Origin of the sequence: Janthinobacterium sp. TB1-E2 (genome assembly GCF_036885605.1) — a bacterium.
Taxonomy (GTDB): Bacteria; Pseudomonadota; Gammaproteobacteria; order Burkholderiales; family Burkholderiaceae_D; genus Janthinobacterium; species Janthinobacterium aestuarii.
Genome location: NZ_CP142523.1, coordinates 4,194,615 through 4,213,443, shown reverse-complemented (window position 1 = coordinate 4,213,443; position 18,829 = coordinate 4,194,615). Strand labels below are relative to the sequence as shown.

The window sequence follows — 18,829 nt, the reverse complement described above, 5'->3', positions numbered from 1 at the left end:
ACGGCATACCGTAGGTCGGATTAGCGCAGCGTAATCCGACAATCACCCCCTCAAATCGCATCGAGCGCCGTGCGCAGATCATGCCGCAAATCCTCGATATCCTCGATCCCCACCGACAGCCGGATCAAGCCATCGCCGATGCCCAGCCTTGCCCGCTGTTCGGCCGGGATGCTGGCGTGCGTCATCAGGGCGGGGTGCTCGATCAGGCTTTCCACGCCTCCCAGGCTTTCGGCCAGGGCGAACACCTCGCAGCGTTCCAGGAAGCGGCGCGCGCCGGCCAGATCCGTGTTCAGGTCGATCGAGATGATGCCGCCGAAACCGTCCATCTGGCGCTGCGCCAACGCGTGCTGCGGGTGCGAGGCCAGCCCCGGATAAAACACTTTGTGCACTTCCTTTTGCTGCTCCAGCCACTGCGCCAGGGCCAGGGCGCTTTCGCAATGGCGCTGCATGCGGATGGCCAGGGTTTTCACGCCGCGCAACGCTAAAAAACTGTCGAACGGGCCGGCAATCGCGCCCACCGAGTTTTGCAAAAAGCCCAGCTGTTCGCGCCAATCCGCCTGGCGTTCTTCCGCGCCGACGATGGCGATGCCGCCGATGATGTCCGAGTGGCCGTTCAAATACTTGGTGGTCGAATGGACGACGATGTCGAAGCCGTGTTCCAAAGGGCGCTGCACCAGCGGGCTGGCAAACGTGTTGTCGGCCACGGCGATGATGCCCCGTGCGCGGCAGATGTCGGCGATCGCGCGCAAGTCGGCCAGCTTCAGCATCGGGTTGGTGGGCGTCTCGACCCACACCATCTTCGTTTCCGGGCGCAGCGCGGCCAGCAGGTTCTCGGGATTGGTCAGGTCGGCATAGCTAAATTCGTGACCGGCCGAGCGGCGGCGCACGCGCTCGAATAAACGGTAGGTGCCGCCGTACATATCGTCGCCGGCGACGATATGGCTGCCTGCATCGAGCAATTCCAGCACGGACGAAATGGCGGCCAGGCCCGAGGCGAACGCGAACGCGGCGCTGCCGCCTTCCAGGTCGGCCACGCAGCGCTCGAGCGCCCAGCGCGTGGGATTGTGCGAGCGGCCATAGTCGAGGCCCTTGTGCACGCCGGGGCTGTCCTGTACGAAGGTGGAGGTGGCGTAAATGGGCGGCATGATGGCGCCCGTCGACGGGTCGGGCGACTGGCCGGCGTGGATGACGCGCGTGGCGAGGCGGCTCTTGCGGGTGGTTTCCTGGCTCAAGATAGTGTCCTGCGTAAGTGGTTGAGAAGGTCGAAGCGAGTGATCAGGCCATAGAAGGCGGCATCGTCGGCAACGACGGCCGTCAAGCCCCGGTCCAGGGTGGCGCGCAGGGCGGGCAAGCCGCTTGACGGCGCCAGCGTTTCGATCTGCGTCGTCATGGTGGCGCCCACCAGCGAGGCGAAATGGGCGGCGTCGCCGGAGACGTGCAGCAGCAAGTCCGATTCGTCGATGATGCCGGCCAGTTTTCCGCCGTCGATGACGGGCAGCTGCGCCAGGTCGCTGGCGCGCATGCGGTTGAAGGCCGTGAGCAGGGTGTCGCCCGGGGCCACGCTGACGACGTCGCCCTCGTCGTAGCGGCGTCCGATCAGGTCGCGCAAGTCGCCGGACACGGCGCGCTGCAACAGACCCTGGTCGCGCATCCAGCCATCGTTGTAGACCTTCGACAGGTAGCGCGTCCCCGTGTCGCAGACAAAGGTGACGACGCGCTTCGGCGTCGTCTGCTCGCGGCAGTATTTGAGGGCGGCGGCCAGCAGCGTGCCGGTGGACGAGCCACCTAAAATGCCTTCGGCGCGCAGCAGGGCGCGCGCGGAATCAAAGCTTTCCTGGTCCGTGATGGTGTAGGCCTTGGTGACGCTGTCCATGTCGGCGATAGCCGGGATGAAATCTTCGCCGATGCCTTCGACGGCCCACGAGCCGCTCGTGTCGGCCACTTTGCCCGTGTCGATGTATTCGGTGAGGATGGACCCTTGCGGGTCGGCCAGCACGAATTCGAGCTTCGGCTGCGCCTTGCGGAAGTAGCGGGTCAGGCCCGTCAAGGTGCCGGACGAACCGACGCCGACGACGATGGCGTCGACGTCATGGCCGCTTTGCTCCCAGATTTCGGGCGCCGTCGTCGTTTCGTGGGCCAATGGATTGGCGGGATTGTTGAACTGGTCGGCGAAGAAGGCGCCCGGCAGTTCGCGCGCCAGGCGCGCCGCGTAATCCTGGTAGTACTCGGGATGGCCCTTGCCCACGTCCGAGCGCGTGGTGTGCACTTCCGCGCCCAGGGCTTTCAGGTGCAGCACTTTTTCCGTCGACATCTTGTCGGGTACGACGAGAATCACGCGGTAGCCCTTGATGCGGCCGACCAGCGCCAGGCCGATGCCCGTGTTGCCGGCCGTCGCCTCGACGATGGTGCCGCCCGGCTGCAGGCGGCCGTCCGCTTCGGCCGCCTCGATGATGGACAGTCCGATGCGGTCCTTGATGGAACCGCCGGGATTTTGCGATTCCAGTTTCAGGAACAGCTGGCACAGGCCCGTGTCGAGCCTGGTCACTTCGACCAGCGGGGTATTGCCGATCAGCTTGTATAGCGCTGGCGGCTGGGATGGGGATGGCATTCGATCATTCATGGTGGCTCCTGTCAGAGAAACAACGGCTCCGGATTGTGTCCCGAGCCGCCTTCCGTGCCGCGCAGTGTAGGCGGGCGGACGAGTGCGGCGAACGAATGTTTATATGCTTGCATATGCGCGCTTCGCATATCGGCGGCAAGGTTCGCGATGCGAGTATGCGCCGTTTTTTGCCCGCTTGCCGCGCCAATGGCGCGACTATTAAGCTGCCGCAAGCGCGCCATTGCGATTTATAATCACGCCTCGAAAAGATGCTGAACAGTATCCAGAATAATCAGACAGACAGGGCAGGCGGCAGTGGCAAAACTTTATTTCCGGTATTCCGCGATGAACGCGGGCAAGTCGACGGCCTTGTTGCAGGTCGCGCACAACTATGAAGAGCAGGGCCAGCAGGTGCGCCTGTACACGGCCGCCATCGACAGCCGCTACGGCGTGGGCCGGGTCACCTCGCGCCTGGGCCCGCAGCGCCAGGTCGATATCTTCCATGCCGACACGAATTTCCTCGACGATATTCCCCAGGTCGCCTGTTTGCTGGTGGACGAGGCGCAATTTCTCAGCACGGCCCAGGTGCAGCAGCTGCACCAGCTGGCGCAAGTGAAGGGCGTGCCCGTCATCTGCTACGGCTTGCGCACGGATTTCAAGGGCGAACCGTTCCCCGGCTCGGCCTATCTGCTGGCGCTGGCCGACGATATCGAAGAATTGAAGAATATTTGCACTTGCGGCAAGAAAGCCACGATGAACATCCGCGTGGATGAGCAGGGCCGCCGCATCAAGGAAGGTGAGCAGATCAGTATTGGCGGCAACGAAAGCTACCGCCAGGCGTGCGGGCGCTGTTTCTACTCGTAAATTAATCAGCGACGGGCGCACCCACGTCGGCATCATCCGACAGCGCCAGGTCGCCCCGCTCGAAGGCTGCCAAGATGTCATTGGCGCGCGCCACGTCGTGTTCGCGCACCATGACGCGGGCGCCGCCGATGGCGGCCGCCAGCAGCATGTCGGCCTGCATGTGCTGGTCGTCCGTCAGCAGCACGTCGATGCCGGCCGCTGCCAGGCAGCCGCGGATGACGTGCGCATCCGTGGGGATCATCAGCCGGGCAATCAAAACATAGTCGTCGTGCATCGCGTCTCCTGGCAAGGTGGTATGCGCCATCTTAGCACCGCGCCCGCTTTTACAGCTTGAACACGCTCACCACCTGGTTCAGCTCCTGCGCCTGCTCCTGCAAGGCGTCGGCGGCCGCGGCCGCTTCTTCCACGAGGGCCGCGTTCTGCTGGGTCACCTGGTCCATCTGGGCGATGGCCTGGTTGACTTGCTCGATGCCGCTGCGCTGCTCTTCGCTGGCCTGCGCGATTTCGGCCATGATGGTGCTCACTTGCTGCACGCTGGCCACCACGGTATCCATGGTGGCGCTGGCCTGGCTCACCTGGGCGTGGCCCAGGTCCACCGTGCTGGCGGACGCCTGGATCAGGTCCTTGATGTCTTTTGCCGCTGCCGTCGAGCGCTGCGCCAGGGTGCGCACCTCGGTGGCGACGACGGCAAAGCCGCGTCCCTGCTCGCCGGCCCTGGCCGCTTCCACGGCCGCGTTCAAGGCCAGGATATTCGTCTGGAAGGCAATGCCGTCGATGACGCCGATGATGTCGGCGATCTTGCTTGACGAGCTGCGGATGGCGTCCATGGTGCTGGCCACCTGCGCCACGGCCGCGCCGCCCGTCGCCGCCAGGCTGGACGAGTCGTGCGCCAGCCGGCTTGCCTGCTGGGCGTGATCGACGTTCTGGCGCACGGTGGAACTCAGTTCCTCCATCGAGGCGGCCGTTTCTTCCAGCGAACTGGCTTGCTGTTCCGTGCGGCTCGACAGATCCAGGTTGCCGCTGGCAATTTCACCGGACGCCGTGGCGATTTGCCCGGCGCTGCCGCGCACGTTGCCGACCACTTGCGACAGGTTGTCGCTGATGCGGTTCATGGCCAGCAGCAGGCGGCCGATTTCATCCAGGCTGCTGGTGTCGAGGTGCACCGTCAGGTCGCCGGCGGCGATTTGCGCGGCGGCCGTTTCGGCGGCGGCCAGCGGACGCGACACGAGGGTGCGCACGAGCCAGTACAGCAGCAGGGCGAAGACGAGCAGGGCGATGAAGCCGGAAACGGCCAGCTGGTTGCGCATCTGGCGCGCTTCCGCCGTGATCTCGTCCGTGAACGTGCCGCCCGCGATGATCCATTGCCAATCCTTGAATTGACGGTAATACAGCTGCTTTTCGCGCGCGCTGGCAGCCGTTTCGCCGGGCGCCGTCCACGTGTAGCGCATGGCGCCGTCTTTTTGCGCCAGCATGTCCTGGATGAACAACCGGCCGTCGCTGGCCTTGAAGTCGAGCGCGCTCTTGCCTTCGCTGTTCGGGTGCAGCATCAGGTGGCCGTAATTGGCGCCGGGGGCCGTGTCGACGATATAGATGTAGCCCGTCTGGCCGATCTTGACCTGGCGAATCTTCTCTTTCAGCATGGCCAAATTCTTGCTGATATCGAGGCCGATGAACAGCACGCCCACCACCTTGCCGCCCGCATCGCGCACGGGATCGTATTGCGTGATGTATTGCTTGCCGAACAAGGTGGCCATGCCGACGAAGCGCTGGCCCGCGCGCAGCGGCGCATAGCTGGGGTGGTTGTGGTCGAGCTGGGTGCCGATGGCCCGTTCGCCATCCTGCTTTTTCAGCGAGGTGCTGATGCGCACGAATTCATCGCCATTGGCGGCAAAAATGGTGGCGATCACGCCTGTCTGGGCCGTGTAGCGGTCGACCAGGGCCGTGTCGAGGTTGAGCACCTTGCCGCCGTTGGCCAGCGCGGGCGTGGCCTTGCCAGCGACGGCCACCATGGCGCCCGCGTCGACCGTGAACGGGCCGGGAAATTCGGCCGCGAACAGGCGCGCGAAGCTGGCCGCCTCGTTGACCATGGCCGTATGGAACACTTGCGTGGTCGTCATGACGCTATTGAGTTCGCTAGTGACGGCCGCTTCGGCACGCTGTTCCAGGGCGGTCGAGGTGCGGATGCTGATCAAGGTCGTCAGGCTGGCGAGGATCAGGCTGACGAGGGCAAACGTGAACACGGTAATCTTGCCGCCGACACTCCAGTGGCGGGGGGAGAACGAAATTGTAGGCATAGTTTGAGTCTGGCAAAGGGTAATCAGCTCGGCCATTCCTGGTCATGACATGACACGCGGGGAGGGGATCTGGTGGGGATACTGCTGAAACGGAGGCGCGCCGGCTGTGGGAGCCGCGCACGGGCAAGCTGGATTTCAGGCCGCGATGATAGCATGTTGCTTGCGTTTTGTTACTAAGTGTTTCCCGCAGGAATTAATTTTTCGCGTAAAAACATCATCCACATCAAGAATCGGAAAAACAGCCCATTGACTTTTTTGATTCCAATAAAGCGCTTTGGTCTTCGCCGCTGAGCGGTGATGCAATTTTTGTCACGAATGTTTCACTTTGTAATGAATGAGACGCCATCCTTAATCCGCGTTTAAGCTTCCGGGAAGAAACTGATATTCCTTGGGAGACTGCCAGGCCGTATCCTGTAGAATAATATGCAGACCAGTCGTGTATTCCCCTTACTGTCTTGCTGGCTGGCGCATGAATAGCTGCGCCGCCTGGAATTGATTCAACTAATTTTCGGAGAAGCCGATGAAGAAGCAAATGATGCTGGTCACCCTGGTGCTTGCCCTGTCAGCCAACGCTGGCGCAGCCCAGACGGACAAGAGCGCCGCTCCTCCGCTACCCATGAAGCCGCTGGCCCAGCAAACGCAGGCCGCCTTGTGGGCATCGCGCGTATTGACGCGCGTCCATTACAAGGCCATGCCGCTCGACGACGCCATGTCGGAGAAAATCTTCGACCGCTATTTCAAATCCCTGGACGCGGAAAAACTGTTTTTCGTGCAGGCCGACATCGACCGTTTCGCCCCGCTGCGCACTAAGCTGGACGACGCCATCATCAATGAAGACCTGACGTCGCCGTTTGCCATCTACAACTTGTACCAGCAGCGTTTCGACGAGCGCATGGCGTATGCGCGTGAATTGTTGAAAACCAAGTTCGACTTTGCCGCTGACGAGAGCTACCAGATCGACCGCGAAAAAGCCGCCTGGCCGAAGAATGACGAGGAAGTGCGCGACCTGTGGCGCAAGCGTGTCAAGAACGACTGGCTGCGTTTGAAGCTGGCAGGCAAGGAAGACAAGGCCATCCGTGAAACGCTGGACAAGCGCTATGAAAGCTACACGACCCGTGCGCGCAAGCTCAACAGCGAAGACGTGTTCCAGATTTTCATGAACGCCTACGCCATGTCGATCGAACCGCATACCAATTACCTGGGTCCGCGCGCTTCCGATAACTTCGACATCGCCATGCGGCTGTCGCTCGAAGGCATCGGCGCCGTGCTGCAGACGCGCGACGAATACACGGTCGTGCGCGAAGTCGTGCCTGGCAGCCCGGCCGGCTTGTCGGGCAAGCTGAAAGTCGGCGACCGCATCGTCGGCGTGGGGCAGGGCGAAAGCGGCCCCATCACCGAAGTGCTGGGCATGCGCATCGACGACGTGGTGCAGCTGATCCGCGGCGCCAAGGATTCCGTCGTGCGCCTCGACATCCTGCCGGCCGACGCCGGCCCCGACGCCAAGCACGTGATCGTGCCGCTGGTGCGCAAGAAAATCAGCATGGAAGAGCAGGCGGCGAAGAAATCGATCATCGAAGTGCGCGACAACGGCATCAAGCGCCGTATCGGCGTCATTGCCCTGCCGACGTTCTACCAGGACTTCGAAGCGCGCCGCCGTGGCGACAAGGATTTCAAGAGCGCCACGCGCGACGTCAGCCGTTTGCTGGCCGAGTTGAAGAAGGATAAGGTCGACAACGTCCTGATCGACTTGCGCAACAACGGCGGCGGTTCGCTGAACGAAGCCGTCGAACTGACGGGCCTGTTCATCGACAAGGGCCCTGTCGTGATGCAGCGCAATGCCGAAGGCAAGGTCGACGTGGAAAGCGACACCAATACCGGTCTGGCCTGGGATGGCCCGATGGGCGTGCTGATCAACCGCGGCTCCGCCTCGGCGTCCGAAATTTTCGCCGCCGCCGTGCAGGATTACGGCCGTGGCGTCATCATCGGCGAAGGCAGCTTCGGCAAGGGTACGGTACAGACCTTGTTCAACCTCGACCGCTTCGGCGGCAGCGAGAAAGCCCGCTTCGGCGAGCTGAAGATGACCATCGCCCAGTTCTTCCGCATCAATGGCGGTACCACGCAGTTGCGCGGAGTGACTCCCGACATCAAGCTGCCCGCCATGTCGGACACGGAAAACTTCGGCGAATCGAGCTATGACAATGCCCTGCCATGGGTGGCCATCAAGCCGGCGCCGTACATGCCGACGGGCGACCTGAAGGATATCGTGCCGCTGCTGGACAAGAAACATGAAGCGCGCGTGGCCAAGGACAAGGATTTCCAGTACCTGCTCGATGACATCGCTCTCGTCGTCAAGCAGCGCAAGGAAAACCAGATTTCGCTCAATGAAACCGTGCGCCGCAAGGAGCGCGATGCCCAGGAAGCGCGCGCCAAGGCCCGTGAAAAACGCCTGATCGCGCAGATTTCGAATCCTGCCGACGACCTCGTGGTGATTCCCGATCCGAAAGACGTGCTGAAGGGCGCGAAAGCGGCCAACAAGACGGCCAAGCAGATCGCGGCCGTGAAGGGCGCCTTGCGCACCGACGATGGACTGCAGGGCGACGAGCGGGCCCTGAGTGCCGAGCTGGACGCCGAAACAGCCGCCAAGAGTGCCAAGGACGTGCTGCTGAACGAAGCGGCGCGCATCCTGGCCGACGAAGTGGCGCTGATCAAGGCAGACACCCGCCTGGCATCCAAGGTCTTGCCGTATGCCGCGGATGTGAAGGCGACGCCGGTGGCGGCGACAGCGAAGTAATGAATGCGGGGTCAGACCCGTCGGGTCTGACCCCAGCTTTTGCTTTGGGGTAAACAGTAGTTATTCGTTTCGCGAATTTCTATCATTCCAACAATCAATTGGATTGATATGCCGCGATGCAGCATAATTCACTTGTCTCCTCTATTCTCCTCCAAGAAAATAGATTCAGCCCGCTCCTTGTAGCGGGCTTTTTTTTGCCTCAGATATTGTGCGTGGGCAGTTGTACGTCGGGGTGGGCGGCCAGCAGGGCCGTGATCCAGCCGGCGAACGCCTGCAGCTTGGGCGTGGCCAGGCGGCCTTGCGGCGTCAGCAACGACATGGGCATCGGCGTCGGCGGGCAGTCGGGCAGCACGGCCACCAGCGCGCCGCTGTCGAGGTGCTGGCGCACCTGGTACATGGCCGCCTGCGCCACACCGAGCCCTTGCAGTGCGCAATCGACGCTGGCATCCGCGTCGTTGACGGCGATGGGGCCGGCCATCTGCACGCGCACCACTTCCTTGCCTTGTTGGAAATCCCAGTCGAAGGCGCGTCCCGTGCGGCCCGAATAATGCATGATGCCCTGGTGCTCTGCCAGGTCGGCCAGGGTGTGCGGCGTGCCGTGCCGCGCCAGGTAGGCGGGCGCGGCGCACGTGGCGAAGCGCATCAGGCCGACCTGCTTGCCGATGAAGGCGGAATCCTGCAAGGTGCCCACGCGCAAGGCGCAATCGATGCCTTCCTGCGTCAGGTCAACCAGGCGGTCAGTCAGGCTCAGCTGCAAATGCACGTCGGGATACGCGGCATGGAATTGCGCGATATGGGGAATGATCAGGCGCCGGCCCACGGTATTGGGCAGGTTGATGCGCAGCAAGCCGCGCGGTTTTTTCGCGTCGGGACCACGAAACGCCAGTTCCGCCGTATCGACGGCTTTCAGGATGTCGATGCAGTGGCGAAAGTACTCGGCCCCTTCCGGTGTCAGCGACAGGCGGCGCGTGGTTCGCTGCAGCAATTGCGTGCCCAGATAGGCTTCCAGCTTTTGCAGGGTGGCCGTCAGCGCGGCGCGCGGTAAATTCAATGTTTCGGCCGCCTTGGAAAAACTGTTGGCCTCGACGATGCGCACGAAGGTTTGCATGGCCTTGATCTTGTCCATGGTGATTGTTCATCTTATGTGAAAAGTATGAGTAGATTATGCCCTAATTATCTTTGCCACAGTTTTGCCTAGAATGGCAACATCCCTACCGAACCGAGGAAACAACATGAACAAGGCCTCACCGTCTGCTCCCCACGACATTTCACCCGCCATGGTGCTGCTGCTGGCCATCGCTTCCGGCCTGATCGTGGCCAATCTGTACTACGCGCAAACCCTCGTCGGACCCATCAGCGCCTCGACGGGCCTGTCGGCCAAGGCCGCCGGTCTCATCGTCACCCTGACGCAAGTCGGCTATACCCTGGGCCTGCTGTTTGTCGTGCCTTTGGGTGACTTGCTGGAAAACCGCCGCCTGATCGTCACTGCCTTGCTGGTGACGGCCACGGCTCTCGTGGCGGCGGCCCTCTCGACGGGCGCCATCGTGTTCCTGGCCGCCGCGCTGGCCATCGGGCTCGGTTCCGTGGCGGCGCAAGTGATCGTGCCGTTTGCCGCCCACCTGTCGCAGGAAGCGACGCGCGGCCAGACGGTGGGCAAGGTGGTCAGCGGCTTATTGCTGGGCATCATGCTGGCCCGCCCCGTGGCCTCGCTGGTGGCTGCGCACGCCAGCTGGCACGTGGTGTTTGGCGGTGCCGCCGTGCTGATGGTACTGCTGGCGCTGGTCCTGCGCCGCGCCTTGCCCGTGCGCCAGCCTGTGTCGAGCATGAAATATCCCGCCCTGATGGCTTCGCTGTGGCATCTGCTGCTGGGCACGCCCGTGCTGCGCCGCCGCGCCGCCTATCACGCGGGCCTGTTTGGCGCTTTCAGCCTGTTCTGGACCGTCACGCCGCTGGTGCTGTCCAGCCCCGCGTTCGGCCTGTCGCAAACGGGCATCGCCATCTTTGCCCTGGTGGGCATGGCCGGTGCCGTCGCTTCGCCCATCGCCGGCCGCCTGGCCGATGCGGGCCACACCTTGCCGGCCACTGCCGTTGCGCTGGCGCTGGGCATCGTCGCGTTTGCCTTGCCGATGTTTGCGCCTGAATCGAAACATGTGGCGCTGGGGCTGCTGGTGGTCGCCTCCATTGTGCTCGACATGGGCGTGGCGGCCAATCTGGTGCTGGGTCAGCGCGCCATCTTCAGCCTGGGCGCGGAAGTGCGGGGCCGTCTGAATGGCCTGTATTTCGCGCTGTTCTTCGCCGGCGGCGCGGCCGGCTCGGCCATCGGCGCCTGGGTATATGCCAGCTACGGCTGGCAGGCAACATTGCTGACCGGCATGGCGTTTCCAGGCTTGGCCTTGCTGGTGTGGCTGGGAGAATTTATACCGCAGGCCGCGCGCCGCACGGCTTGAAACCCTGATGGGGCCTCATTATCACTGATGAGTATTTCTATCATCATGAAGATAAAGTGGCGTGATATGCCGCAATGCCGCAAGATGCACTTGTCTCCTCTATCTCCTCCAAGGAAATAGATTCAGCCCGCTTCCGTAGCGGGCTTTTTTTTTGCCTGTTCAGATCAAATCACCACCAGATCGAGCGCGCGCATGAAGTTCGCCGCCTGCGCATGCGTGATGACGGCGCCTTTCAGCAGCGCCGCTTCGCTCAATTTGAAACCGTCGATATCGGCGCCGCGCAAGTCCGCGCCCTGGAACTTCGCCAGTTTGATGGTGGCATTGCGCAGGCTGCCGCCTTCGAAGACGGCTTCGCGAAAGTCGCAGCCGGCCAAGTAGGCATCGGAAAAATCCAGCTGTTTTAATGTCGCCTTGCGGAACGAGAAGCCGCGCAAGTCGGCGCCCACCAGCAGGCTGTCTTCGAAGGTGAGACCCAGGTGGGCCACTTCCTCGAAAGACGCGCCCGTCAGCTTGCAGCCGCGGTAGGTGGCCGAGGCCAGCTTGGCGCGCCGCCATTTCGTGTTGTTCAGGTCGCAGCCTTCGAAACTGGCGTCGACGGCGTCGACGGATTCGAAATCGGCGCTGCCGGCGCGGCAGCGGCGCCAGGTGCTGCGTGCCAGTTTGCTGGCGAACAAGCTGGTGTCGGCAAAGGTGCAGCGCTCGAAGGTGCAGCCTTGCAAATCGAGGCGCGACAGGTCTTCGCCGTCGAACGCGCAATCGATGAAGTGGCGTACCGGCAAGGCCAGTTGCTGTTCCATGCCGGTGCGGTCCAGGGTCATGCCAGTTACTGCGGTGTCGTGTGTTGCCATCCGTCTAATTCCTAAAGTAAAAAACAGGGGAGGGATGGCGCGGCGGGAAAAATGCACGAACCAGAACACCTCCCCGGCTGGTGGTACAGCCAAGGGTCAGCGCCGTGGGTCCGCGTGGGCGGGAGCATGCCGGACTGTGCCGGGCACTTACCGGGTTACCAACCGGTGCGCTCATTTTCGATCAGCCTGCATTGTAACGGCTTGACTACACACTTGCCAGTTCTTGCGAAGCCGGGTTAGTATCGTTGCAGGCACACGCATTGTGCCAACGTCGCTCGGACGGATCCGGGCGCTTACGTATAGAGATACCATGACCGACAGCCAAGCTCCGCGCAGCTTTTCGCGCATCAATCGCCTTCCCCCCTACGTTTTCAATATCACCGCCGAACTCAAGATGGCCGCGCGCCGCCGTGGCGAGGACATCATCGACATGTCGATGGGCAATCCCGATGGCGCCACGCCGGCCCACATCGTGGACAAGCTGGTCGAGACGGTGAAACGCCCAGACACGCACGGTTATTCCGCGTCAAAAGGCATCCCCCGCTTGCGCCGCGCCATTGCGCACTGGTACAAGAAGCGCTATGAGGTCGACATCGACCCGGACAGCGAAGCCATCGTCACCATCGGCTCGAAAGAGGGCCTGGCCCACTTGATGCTGGCGACGCTCGACCGTGGCGACACGGTGCTGGTGCCCAATCCCAGCTACCCGATCCACATCTGGGGCGCCGTGATCGCGGGCGCCGATATCCGCTCAGTGCGCATGGGGCCGGGCGTGGACTTCTTTGCTGAACTCGAACGGGCGATCCGCGAAAGCTACCCGAAACCGAAGATGATGGTGCTGGGTTTCCCGTCCAACCCCACGGCGCAATGCGTGGAGCTGGAATTTTTTGAAAGAGTCGTCGCGCTGGCGAAGCAGCACAATATTCTGGTGGTGCATGACCTGGCGTATGCCGACATCACTTTTGATGGCTGGAAGGCGCCGTCCATCATGCAAGTGCCCGGCGCGCGCGACGTGGCCGTCGAGTTTTTCACCATGTCGAAAAGCTACAACATGGCGGGCTGGCGCATCGGCTTCATGGTGGGCAACGCGGAACTGGTGGCGGCCCTGGCGCGCATCAAGAGCTACCACGACTACGGCAGTTTCACGCCCGTGCAAGTGGCGGCCATTGCCGCGCTGGAAGGCGACCAGAGCTGTGTGACGGACATCTGCGCCCAGTACCAGCGCCGCCGCGACGTGCTGGTGAAAGGCTTGCATGAAGCGGGCTGGATGGTGGAGAAACCGAAGGCGTCGATGTATATCTGGGCGCATATCCCGGAAGCGTATCGCCACCTGGGTTCGCTGGAGTTCGCCAAGCTGCTGCTGCAAAAGGCCAAGGTCAGTGTGTCGCCCGGCATCGGTTTCGGCGAATATGGCGATGAATACGTGCGCTTCGCCCTGATCGAAAACGAGGCGCGCGTGCGGCAGGCGCTGCGGGGCATCAAGAATATGTTGCGTTCTGGCGACGGGAAAACGGAAGCGGCAGCATAAAAGTTGCCGTGTGGAATGCTTCGTTGCCCCTAATATCACTATCGCGTATTTCTGACATCACGAATATAAAGTGGTTTTATATGCTGCGACGCGGCATCATTCATCTGTCTCCTCTATCTCCTCCAAGGAAATAGATTCAGCCCGCTCCCGCAGCGGGCTTTTTTTTGCGCGTCCCCATCGCCGCTGTCCACCGCCGGCAACACCAGCGGCCCGCCGCCAGATCATAGGGCCAGACCTTGCCCCTGCAAGAAGATCAGGTCGCCGCAAAAGCTGCAAAAATGACATTGTTGAGTGCTAGTATTTCGACTCGCCTGCCGATGCGGGCAGCTCGTCACCACTCTCCAATCATATCGGGAATCATCATGACCTCATTCATCAAGCCATTGTCCATTGCCGCCGTCGTGGGTACCTTGTTCGCCAGCGTCGTTCCTGCCAGCCCGGCTTCGGCGGCGGGCGCCGTCAAGCCCACCATCGTCTTGGTCCATGGCGCGTTTGCCGATGCATCGAGCTGGGACGGCGTCGCCGCCATCCTGGCAAAAGACGGCTACACCGTCATCGGCGCGGCCAATCATCTGCGCAGCGTCAAGAGTGACGCCGATTCCGTGGCCCGCGTCGTCAACAGCGTGCCTGGCTCCGTCGTGCTGGTGGGGCACTCCTACGGCGGTTCGGTGATCAGCGCGGCTGCCCAGGCAGGCGGCAACGTCAAGGCGCTGGTCTACGTGGCGGCTTTTGCGCCCGATGCCGGCGAGACGGCCGCTGGCCTGTCGGGCAAATATCCGGGCGGCACCTTGGGTACGGCCTTGGCCAAGCCCGTACCGCTGGCCGATGGCAGTAACGACCTGTTTATCGAGCAAGCCAAGTTCCACGACCAGTTCGCCGCCGATTTGCCGGCGGCCAAGGCGCGCCTGATGGCGGTCGGCCAGCGTCCGATCACGGATGCGGCGCTGAACGAAGCCTCGCCTGCGCCAGCTTGGAAGGGTATCCCGTCCTGGTTTGTCTACGGCAAGGCGGACAAGAATATTCCCGCAGAAGCGCTGGCCTTCATGGCCAAGCGTGCCAACGCGAAGAAAACCGTCGTGATCGACGGCGCTTCCCACGTGGTGATGAGCTCGCATCCGGCGGAAGTGGCCAAGCTGATCGAGGAAGCGGCTGGCAGCGTCAAGTAATCAACCAGGGCGTCACGCCAAGATATTGATGGGGCTTATCTTGCTCATCACAACACATGATTGGCGTGATATGCCGCAATGCGTCAAGATGCATCTGTCTCCTCTACTTCCTCACAGGAATTAGATTTAGCCCGCTCCCGCAGCGGGCTTTTTTTTGCGGCTATGTCACCGTCAGATGTGGGAATCCTCCCAGCGTTGCTCTCAATAACGTTTCTGGCGAGCGGATGCGCCTGGCATCGAGTATCCAGCGCCACCCCAGATAATTTGGCAGGTAGCGCGTCGCCACGCCGTGAAACGGACCCAGCCATTGCCGCAAACGGCTGTGATAGGCGTTGACGTTCTGCACGTGGGCGGCGCCCTGTACGCGGATGCCTGCGCGCAAGTTGACGGCCTGGTGGCTGATGCCAGCCTCCCTGGCAAAGGCCCGATAGGCGGCATGGCCATCGGTGACCAGCAGCACGTCCTTGTCGATGACAGGTAACAGGCAATGATGCAACTGCGCCTTGGTCAGCGCCCCTTTGCCCGTGATGAAGTCCAGGGTCTGGCCCGTGCGGTCGCGCGCCACCAGGATGCAGACCTGCTCATTGGAAATGCCGCGCTGGCGGGCATGGCCGCCTCGGCGGCGTGGCGGACGCGTCATGTTTCTCGATCCCTTTTCCGATTCCAGCAGATATAACTCGTCGGCTTCGGCGATGCCGTGCAGGCCATGCGGCCGATCCGTCTTTGCCAACGATAAAAACCGGTGGCGCCAGCGAAACGTGGTGTTGCGGTGTACGCCCAGTTGGCGCGCCGCCTTGCGCACGGAATCCGATGCCAGCAGGCAATCGGCGTAGTCGAGCCACAGCGCCTTGTGGCGCAAGCGGGCCAGCGGCGTGCCCGTCAAGGCATTGAAGGTACGCCCGCAGGGAACGCAGCGGTAGCGCTGCAGGCCGTGTGTATGGCCATGCCGGTGCAAGTGCGCCGATTGGCAGGCGGGACAGGCCAATCGCGGCTGCGCCACACTTTCCAGCAGCGCGACGGTCGCGTCGTGTGGCGCGTTGCCACGCAGCAGGGCAATGCCTGCCTGCCGCTGGCGTCGGTTCAACTGCGCAAACTGCGCGATAAAGCTGATCCATTCGGCTAGCTGCATGATCTGCTCCCTGCGTGGTGAGTATGCAGAGTCAGACAGCACAAGCAAGGGAAGATTCCGGCATTTCCCCTATTTGCCGATGACATAGCCTTTTTTTTGGCCCGACGTTTGTCAGTGTTCCCCGGTACCGGTAAACCGCCGCACGGCCACCTCCCACTGCTGCATCAGGCTGGCCGCCTGGTCGCGTCCGATGGTGGGCAAAAATGTCCTGTCGGCGCGCCAGTGCGACGCCAGTTCATCGGTGCCTTGATACAGGCCGATGGCCAGGCCCGCCAGGTAGGCGGCGCCCAATGCCGTCGTTTCGATCACTTGCGGGCGCACGACGGGGATGCCCAGCAAGTCGGCCTGGAATTGCAGCAGCAGGTTGTTGGCGCAGGCGCCGCCGTCCACGCGCAGTTCCGTGATCGGCGCTTGCGCGTCGCGCGTCATGGCGCCCAGCAGGGCGGCGCTCTGGAAGGCGATCGCTTCCAATGCCGCGCGGGCGATGTGGCCCACCGTGCTGCCACGGCTCAGGCCCAGGATGGCGCCTTTCGCCGACGGCACCCAGTACGGCGCACCGAGTCCCGTAAACGACGGTACGAAGACGACGCCGCCCGAATCGGGCACGGAGGCGGCCAGGCCTTCCGCTTCGCCCGCGTGGCCGATGGCACCGAGGCCGTCGCGCAGCCATTGCACCACGGCGCCGCCGATGAAGACGCTGCCTTCGAGCGCATATGTCGGTTGCGCGCCCACCTGGCAGGCGGCCGTGCTGATCAGGCCATGCTGCGATTGCGCGCACTGTTCGCCAGTATTGAGCAACAGGAAGCAGCCCGTGCCATAGGTATTCTTGGCCATGCCCGGCTTGAAACAGGTCTGGCCGAACAGCGCCGCCTGCTGGTCGCCGGCGATGCCGCCGATGATGACAGGGCTGCCCAGTACGTCCGCATCCGTTTCGCCATATACGTGGCTCGATGGGTGGACGGATGGCAGCAGGCTGGCGGGAATGCCCAGCCAGTCGAGCAGCTGGGCATCCCAGCAGCCTTCATGCAGGTTCCACAGCATGGTGCGCGAAGCGTTGCTGACGTCGCTCACGTGCAGGCGGCCGCCCGTCATTTTCCACGCCAGCCACGTATCGATGGTGCCGAAGGCCAGTTCGCCGCGCATGGCCCGCGCGCGCACGCCGGGTACGGCGTCGAGTATCCAGCGCAGCTTGGTGCCGGAAAAATACGGGTCGAGCACCAGGCCCGTTTTCGCGTGGATGGCGCCGGCCAGGCCGCGCGCGCGCAAATCCTCGCACAGCGCTTCCGTGCGGCGGTCTTGCCAGACGATGGCGTTGTACACGGGTTCGCCCGTGGCGCGGTCCCATACCACCGTCGTTTCGCGCTGGTTGGTGATGCCCAGCGCACCGAGCTCATCGGCCTGCAAGCCTGTCTTGGCCAGCACTTCACGGCAGGTCGCCAACTGGCTATGCCAGATTTCCATGGGATCGTGTTCGATCCAGCCCGGCTGCGGGAATAACTGGCGAAACTCGCGCTGTGCCACGGCGACGATGGCGCCTGCTTCATCGAACACCATGCTGCGCGAGCTCGAAGTGCCCTGGTCGAGGGCCAGCAAATACGTCATGCCGCCACCTCCTGCGCCAGATGCACCGCCAGCCACTGCTGCAGGCGCGCCACGTCGGCCGGCGTGCAGCGCAATCCCAGCTTGCTGCGCCGCCACAGGATGTCGTCGCTGCTCCTGGCCCATTCCACCTCGATCAGATAGCACGCTTCGGCTTCGTACAGGCCGGGCGCCAGCTGCGCGCCCAGGTCGGCCATCGAGGCGGCGCCCGTCAGCAGGCGCGTGGCGCGGCTGCCGTAGGCGCGCGCATAGCGGCGCGCCAGCGCGGGCGGCAGCCATGCGTGGTCGCGCTGGAAGCGGGCGAGGAAACCATCGAAATCATGGCTGTCCACCAGGCGGTTCGCCTGCTGCAAGTCGCCGCCGGGCAGGGGCGCCTCGGCCGTCCACGCCGCGGCGGTATTGTCCAGCAGGGGCGCCAGCAAGCCCAATGCTTCCTCGGCCAGCTTGCGGTAGGTGGTGATCTTGCCGCCCCAGATATTGAGCAGCGGCGCGCCCGTCGCCGCCTTGCCGCGCGCCACTTCCAGCAGGTAGTCGCGCGTGATGGCCGACGCGTTCTGCGCGCTGTCGTCGAGCAGCGGGCGCACGCCCGAATACGTCCACACGACGTCGGCGGGGCCGATCTCGCGCTTGAAATAGCGGTTCGCAGCCTGGCACAGGTAATCGATTTCCATCTGGCTGATTTTGACCTGGCTGACCTCTCCCTTGTATTCCTCGTCCGTGGTGCCGATCAGGGTGAAGTCATCCTGGTAGGGAATGGCGAAGATGATGCGCTGGTCCGGGTTCTGGAAGATGTAGGCATGCGGATGCTCGAACAGGCGCGGCACGATGATGTGGCTGCCTTTGATCAGCCGCAGCCCCTGCGTCTTGCCGCCGCCGGCCGCACCGGCAAATTGCGCCGTCCACGGTCCCGCCGCGTTGACGATGGCGCGTGCGCGCAGCGTCTTGCGCTGGCCATCCTCGGCTTGCAGGGTGGCTTGCCAGTCGCCGCCATCGCGGCGCGCATCGACGCAGGCCGTGCGCGTGAGGATATGCGCGCCGTGTTCCTGCGCATCGAGCGCATTGAGCACCACCAGGCGCGCATCGTCGACCCAGCCGTCGGAGTACACGAAGCCCTTGCGGTAGCCAGCCTTCAGCGGCGCGCCCGCCGCGTGCTTGTCCAGCGCGATGCCTTGCGAGGCGGGCAAAAAAGCCCGCTTGGCCAGGTGGTCGTACAGGAACAGGCCCGCGCGTATCATCCAGGCGGGGCGCTGGGCGGCGTCGTGCGGCATGACGAAGCGCATCGGCCACATGATGTGGGGCGCGGCGCGCAGCAGCACTTCGCGTTCCTGCAGCGCCTTGCGCACCAGCTTGAATTCATAGTATTCGAGGTAGCGCAGGCCGCCGTGTATCAGCTTGGTGGACGCGGACGAGGTGTGCTGCGCCAGATCGTGCTGTTCGCACAGCACCACGCGCAAGCCGCGGCCGGCCGCGTCGCGCGCGATGCCGGCGCCATTGATGCCGCCGCCGACGACCAGCAGGTCGCAGTCGGCGGGTAGGGAGGAAAAGCGGGAAGCGGACATGGAAG

14 protein-coding genes are annotated in these 18,829 nt (G+C 63.2%); 5 read left to right on the top strand and 9 right to left on the bottom strand.

Annotated features, from left to right (window positions below; translation table 11 throughout):
• Positions 1 to 50: 50 nt before the first annotated feature.
• Together OPV09_RS18900 and OPV09_RS18895 are read right to left on the bottom strand one after the other, a co-directional pair.
• Positions 51 to 1,232 carry a PLP-dependent aspartate aminotransferase family protein gene (locus OPV09_RS18900; protein ID WP_338679100.1) on the bottom strand — a complete coding sequence of 394 codons (1,182 nt, stop codon included), beginning with the start codon at positions 1,230 to 1,232 and terminating at the stop codon, positions 51 to 53.
• Positions 1,229 to 2,620, bottom strand: a complete 1,392-nt coding sequence (locus tag OPV09_RS18895; protein WP_425323996.1) for a pyridoxal-phosphate dependent enzyme — start codon at positions 2,618 to 2,620, stop codon at positions 1,229 to 1,231. The genes OPV09_RS18900 and OPV09_RS18895 overlap by 4 nt, the downstream gene beginning before the upstream one ends.
• A gap of 294 nt (positions 2,621 to 2,914) precedes the next feature.
• Between OPV09_RS18895 and OPV09_RS18890 the strand changes: the two genes are divergently transcribed.
• A complete protein-coding gene (locus OPV09_RS18890; RefSeq protein WP_034755172.1) occupies positions 2,915 to 3,463 on the top strand; it encodes a thymidine kinase in 549 nt (182 codons plus the stop codon).
• Position 3,464: 1 nt separating this feature from the next.
• On the opposite strand, the gene OPV09_RS18885 is transcribed toward OPV09_RS18890, so the two are convergent.
• Positions 3,465 to 3,737: a putative signal transducing protein gene (locus tag OPV09_RS18885; RefSeq protein ID WP_034755175.1), complete on the bottom strand. Its 273-nt coding sequence runs from the start codon at positions 3,735 to 3,737 to the stop codon at positions 3,465 to 3,467.
• A 49-nt stretch (positions 3,738 to 3,786) separates the two neighbouring features.
• Positions 3,787 to 5,757: a methyl-accepting chemotaxis protein gene (locus OPV09_RS18880; protein ID WP_338679099.1), complete on the bottom strand. Its 1,971-nt coding sequence runs from the start codon at positions 5,755 to 5,757 to the stop codon at positions 3,787 to 3,789.
• A gap of 520 nt (positions 5,758 to 6,277) precedes the next feature.
• Between OPV09_RS18880 and OPV09_RS18875 the strand changes: the two genes are divergently transcribed.
• Complete coding sequence (locus OPV09_RS18875) at positions 6,278 to 8,548, top strand: carboxy terminal-processing peptidase (protein WP_338679098.1); 2,271 nt, start codon at positions 6,278 to 6,280, stop codon at positions 8,546 to 8,548.
• A 199-nt stretch (positions 8,549 to 8,747) separates the two neighbouring features.
• On the opposite strand, the gene OPV09_RS18870 is transcribed toward OPV09_RS18875, so the two are convergent.
• Entirely contained in the window at positions 8,748 to 9,674 is a 927-nt protein-coding gene (locus OPV09_RS18870) for a LysR family transcriptional regulator (protein ID WP_338679097.1), read from the bottom strand.
• A 106-nt stretch (positions 9,675 to 9,780) separates the two neighbouring features.
• On the opposite strand from OPV09_RS18870, the gene OPV09_RS18865 reads away from it, so the two are divergent.
• Positions 9,781 to 10,995, top strand: coding sequence for an MFS transporter (locus OPV09_RS18865; RefSeq protein WP_034755187.1), 1,215 nt, complete (start codon positions 9,781 to 9,783; stop codon positions 10,993 to 10,995).
• Positions 10,996 to 11,159: 164 nt separating this feature from the next.
• On the opposite strand, the gene OPV09_RS18860 is transcribed toward OPV09_RS18865, so the two are convergent.
• Positions 11,160 to 11,843: a pentapeptide repeat-containing protein gene (locus OPV09_RS18860; RefSeq protein WP_374106817.1), complete on the bottom strand. Its 684-nt coding sequence runs from the start codon at positions 11,841 to 11,843 to the stop codon at positions 11,160 to 11,162.
• 310 nt (positions 11,844 to 12,153) lie between these two features.
• Between OPV09_RS18860 and alaC the strand changes: the two genes are divergently transcribed.
• Complete coding sequence (alaC, locus tag OPV09_RS18855) at positions 12,154 to 13,371, top strand: alanine transaminase (protein ID WP_034755193.1); 1,218 nt, start codon at positions 12,154 to 12,156, stop codon at positions 13,369 to 13,371.
• A 362-nt stretch (positions 13,372 to 13,733) separates the two neighbouring features.
• The gene (locus OPV09_RS18850) at positions 13,734 to 14,537 is read left to right on the top strand and encodes an alpha/beta hydrolase (RefSeq protein WP_338679096.1); all 804 of its coding nucleotides are present in this window, start codon (positions 13,734 to 13,736) and stop codon (positions 14,535 to 14,537) included.
• A gap of 160 nt (positions 14,538 to 14,697) precedes the next feature.
• On the opposite strand, the gene OPV09_RS18845 is transcribed toward OPV09_RS18850, so the two are convergent.
• The 3 genes from OPV09_RS18845 to glpD all read right to left on the bottom strand — a co-directional run bounded on the left by OPV09_RS18845 (position 14,698) and on the right by glpD (position 18,824).
• Entirely contained in the window at positions 14,698 to 15,666 is a 969-nt protein-coding gene (locus OPV09_RS18845; RefSeq protein ID WP_338679095.1) for an IS1595 family transposase, read from the bottom strand.
• 111 nt (positions 15,667 to 15,777) lie between these two features.
• Positions 15,778 to 17,268, bottom strand: coding sequence for a glycerol kinase GlpK (gene glpK / locus OPV09_RS18840; RefSeq protein WP_338679094.1), 1,491 nt, complete (start codon positions 17,266 to 17,268; stop codon positions 15,778 to 15,780).
• Positions 17,265 to 18,824, bottom strand: a complete 1,560-nt coding sequence (gene glpD, locus OPV09_RS18835) for a glycerol-3-phosphate dehydrogenase (protein WP_338679093.1) — start codon at positions 18,822 to 18,824, stop codon at positions 17,265 to 17,267. The genes glpK and glpD overlap by 4 nt, the downstream gene beginning before the upstream one ends.
• Between the last annotated feature and the right edge of the window lie 5 nt (positions 18,825 to 18,829).

Excerpts from the sequence above, each read along its gene's own strand:
- OPV09_RS18850 (WP_338679096.1), top strand. The coding sequence starts at position 13,734 with ATGACCTCATTCATCAAGCCATTGTCCATTGCCGCCGTCGTGGGTACC.
- OPV09_RS18865 (WP_034755187.1), top strand. The coding sequence starts at position 9,781 with ATGAACAAGGCCTCACCGTCTGCTCCCCACGACATTTCACCCGCCATG.
- glpD (WP_338679093.1), bottom strand. The coding sequence starts at position 18,824 with ATGTCCGCTTCCCGCTTTTCCTCCCTACCCGCCGACTGCGACCTGCTG.
- OPV09_RS18885 (WP_034755175.1), bottom strand. The coding sequence starts at position 3,737 with ATGCACGACGACTATGTTTTGATTGCCCGGCTGATGATCCCCACGGAT.
- OPV09_RS18880 (WP_338679099.1), bottom strand. The coding sequence starts at position 5,757 with ATGCCTACAATTTCGTTCTCCCCCCGCCACTGGAGTGTCGGCGGCAAG.
- OPV09_RS18860 (WP_374106817.1), bottom strand. The coding sequence starts at position 11,843 with ATGGCAACACACGACACCGCAGTAACTGGCATGACCCTGGACCGCACC.
- OPV09_RS18845 (WP_338679095.1), bottom strand. The coding sequence starts at position 15,666 with ATGCAGCTAGCCGAATGGATCAGCTTTATCGCGCAGTTTGCGCAGTTG.
- glpK (WP_338679094.1), bottom strand. The coding sequence starts at position 17,268 with ATGACGTATTTGCTGGCCCTCGACCAGGGCACTTCGAGCTCGCGCAGC.
- OPV09_RS18875 (WP_338679098.1), top strand. The coding sequence starts at position 6,278 with ATGAAGAAGCAAATGATGCTGGTCACCCTGGTGCTTGCCCTGTCAGCC.
- alaC (WP_034755193.1), top strand. The coding sequence starts at position 12,154 with ATGACCGACAGCCAAGCTCCGCGCAGCTTTTCGCGCATCAATCGCCTT.
- OPV09_RS18870 (WP_338679097.1), bottom strand. The coding sequence starts at position 9,674 with ATGGACAAGATCAAGGCCATGCAAACCTTCGTGCGCATCGTCGAGGCC.
- OPV09_RS18895 (WP_425323996.1), bottom strand. The coding sequence starts at position 2,620 with ATGAATGATCGAATGCCATCCCCATCCCAGCCGCCAGCGCTATACAAG.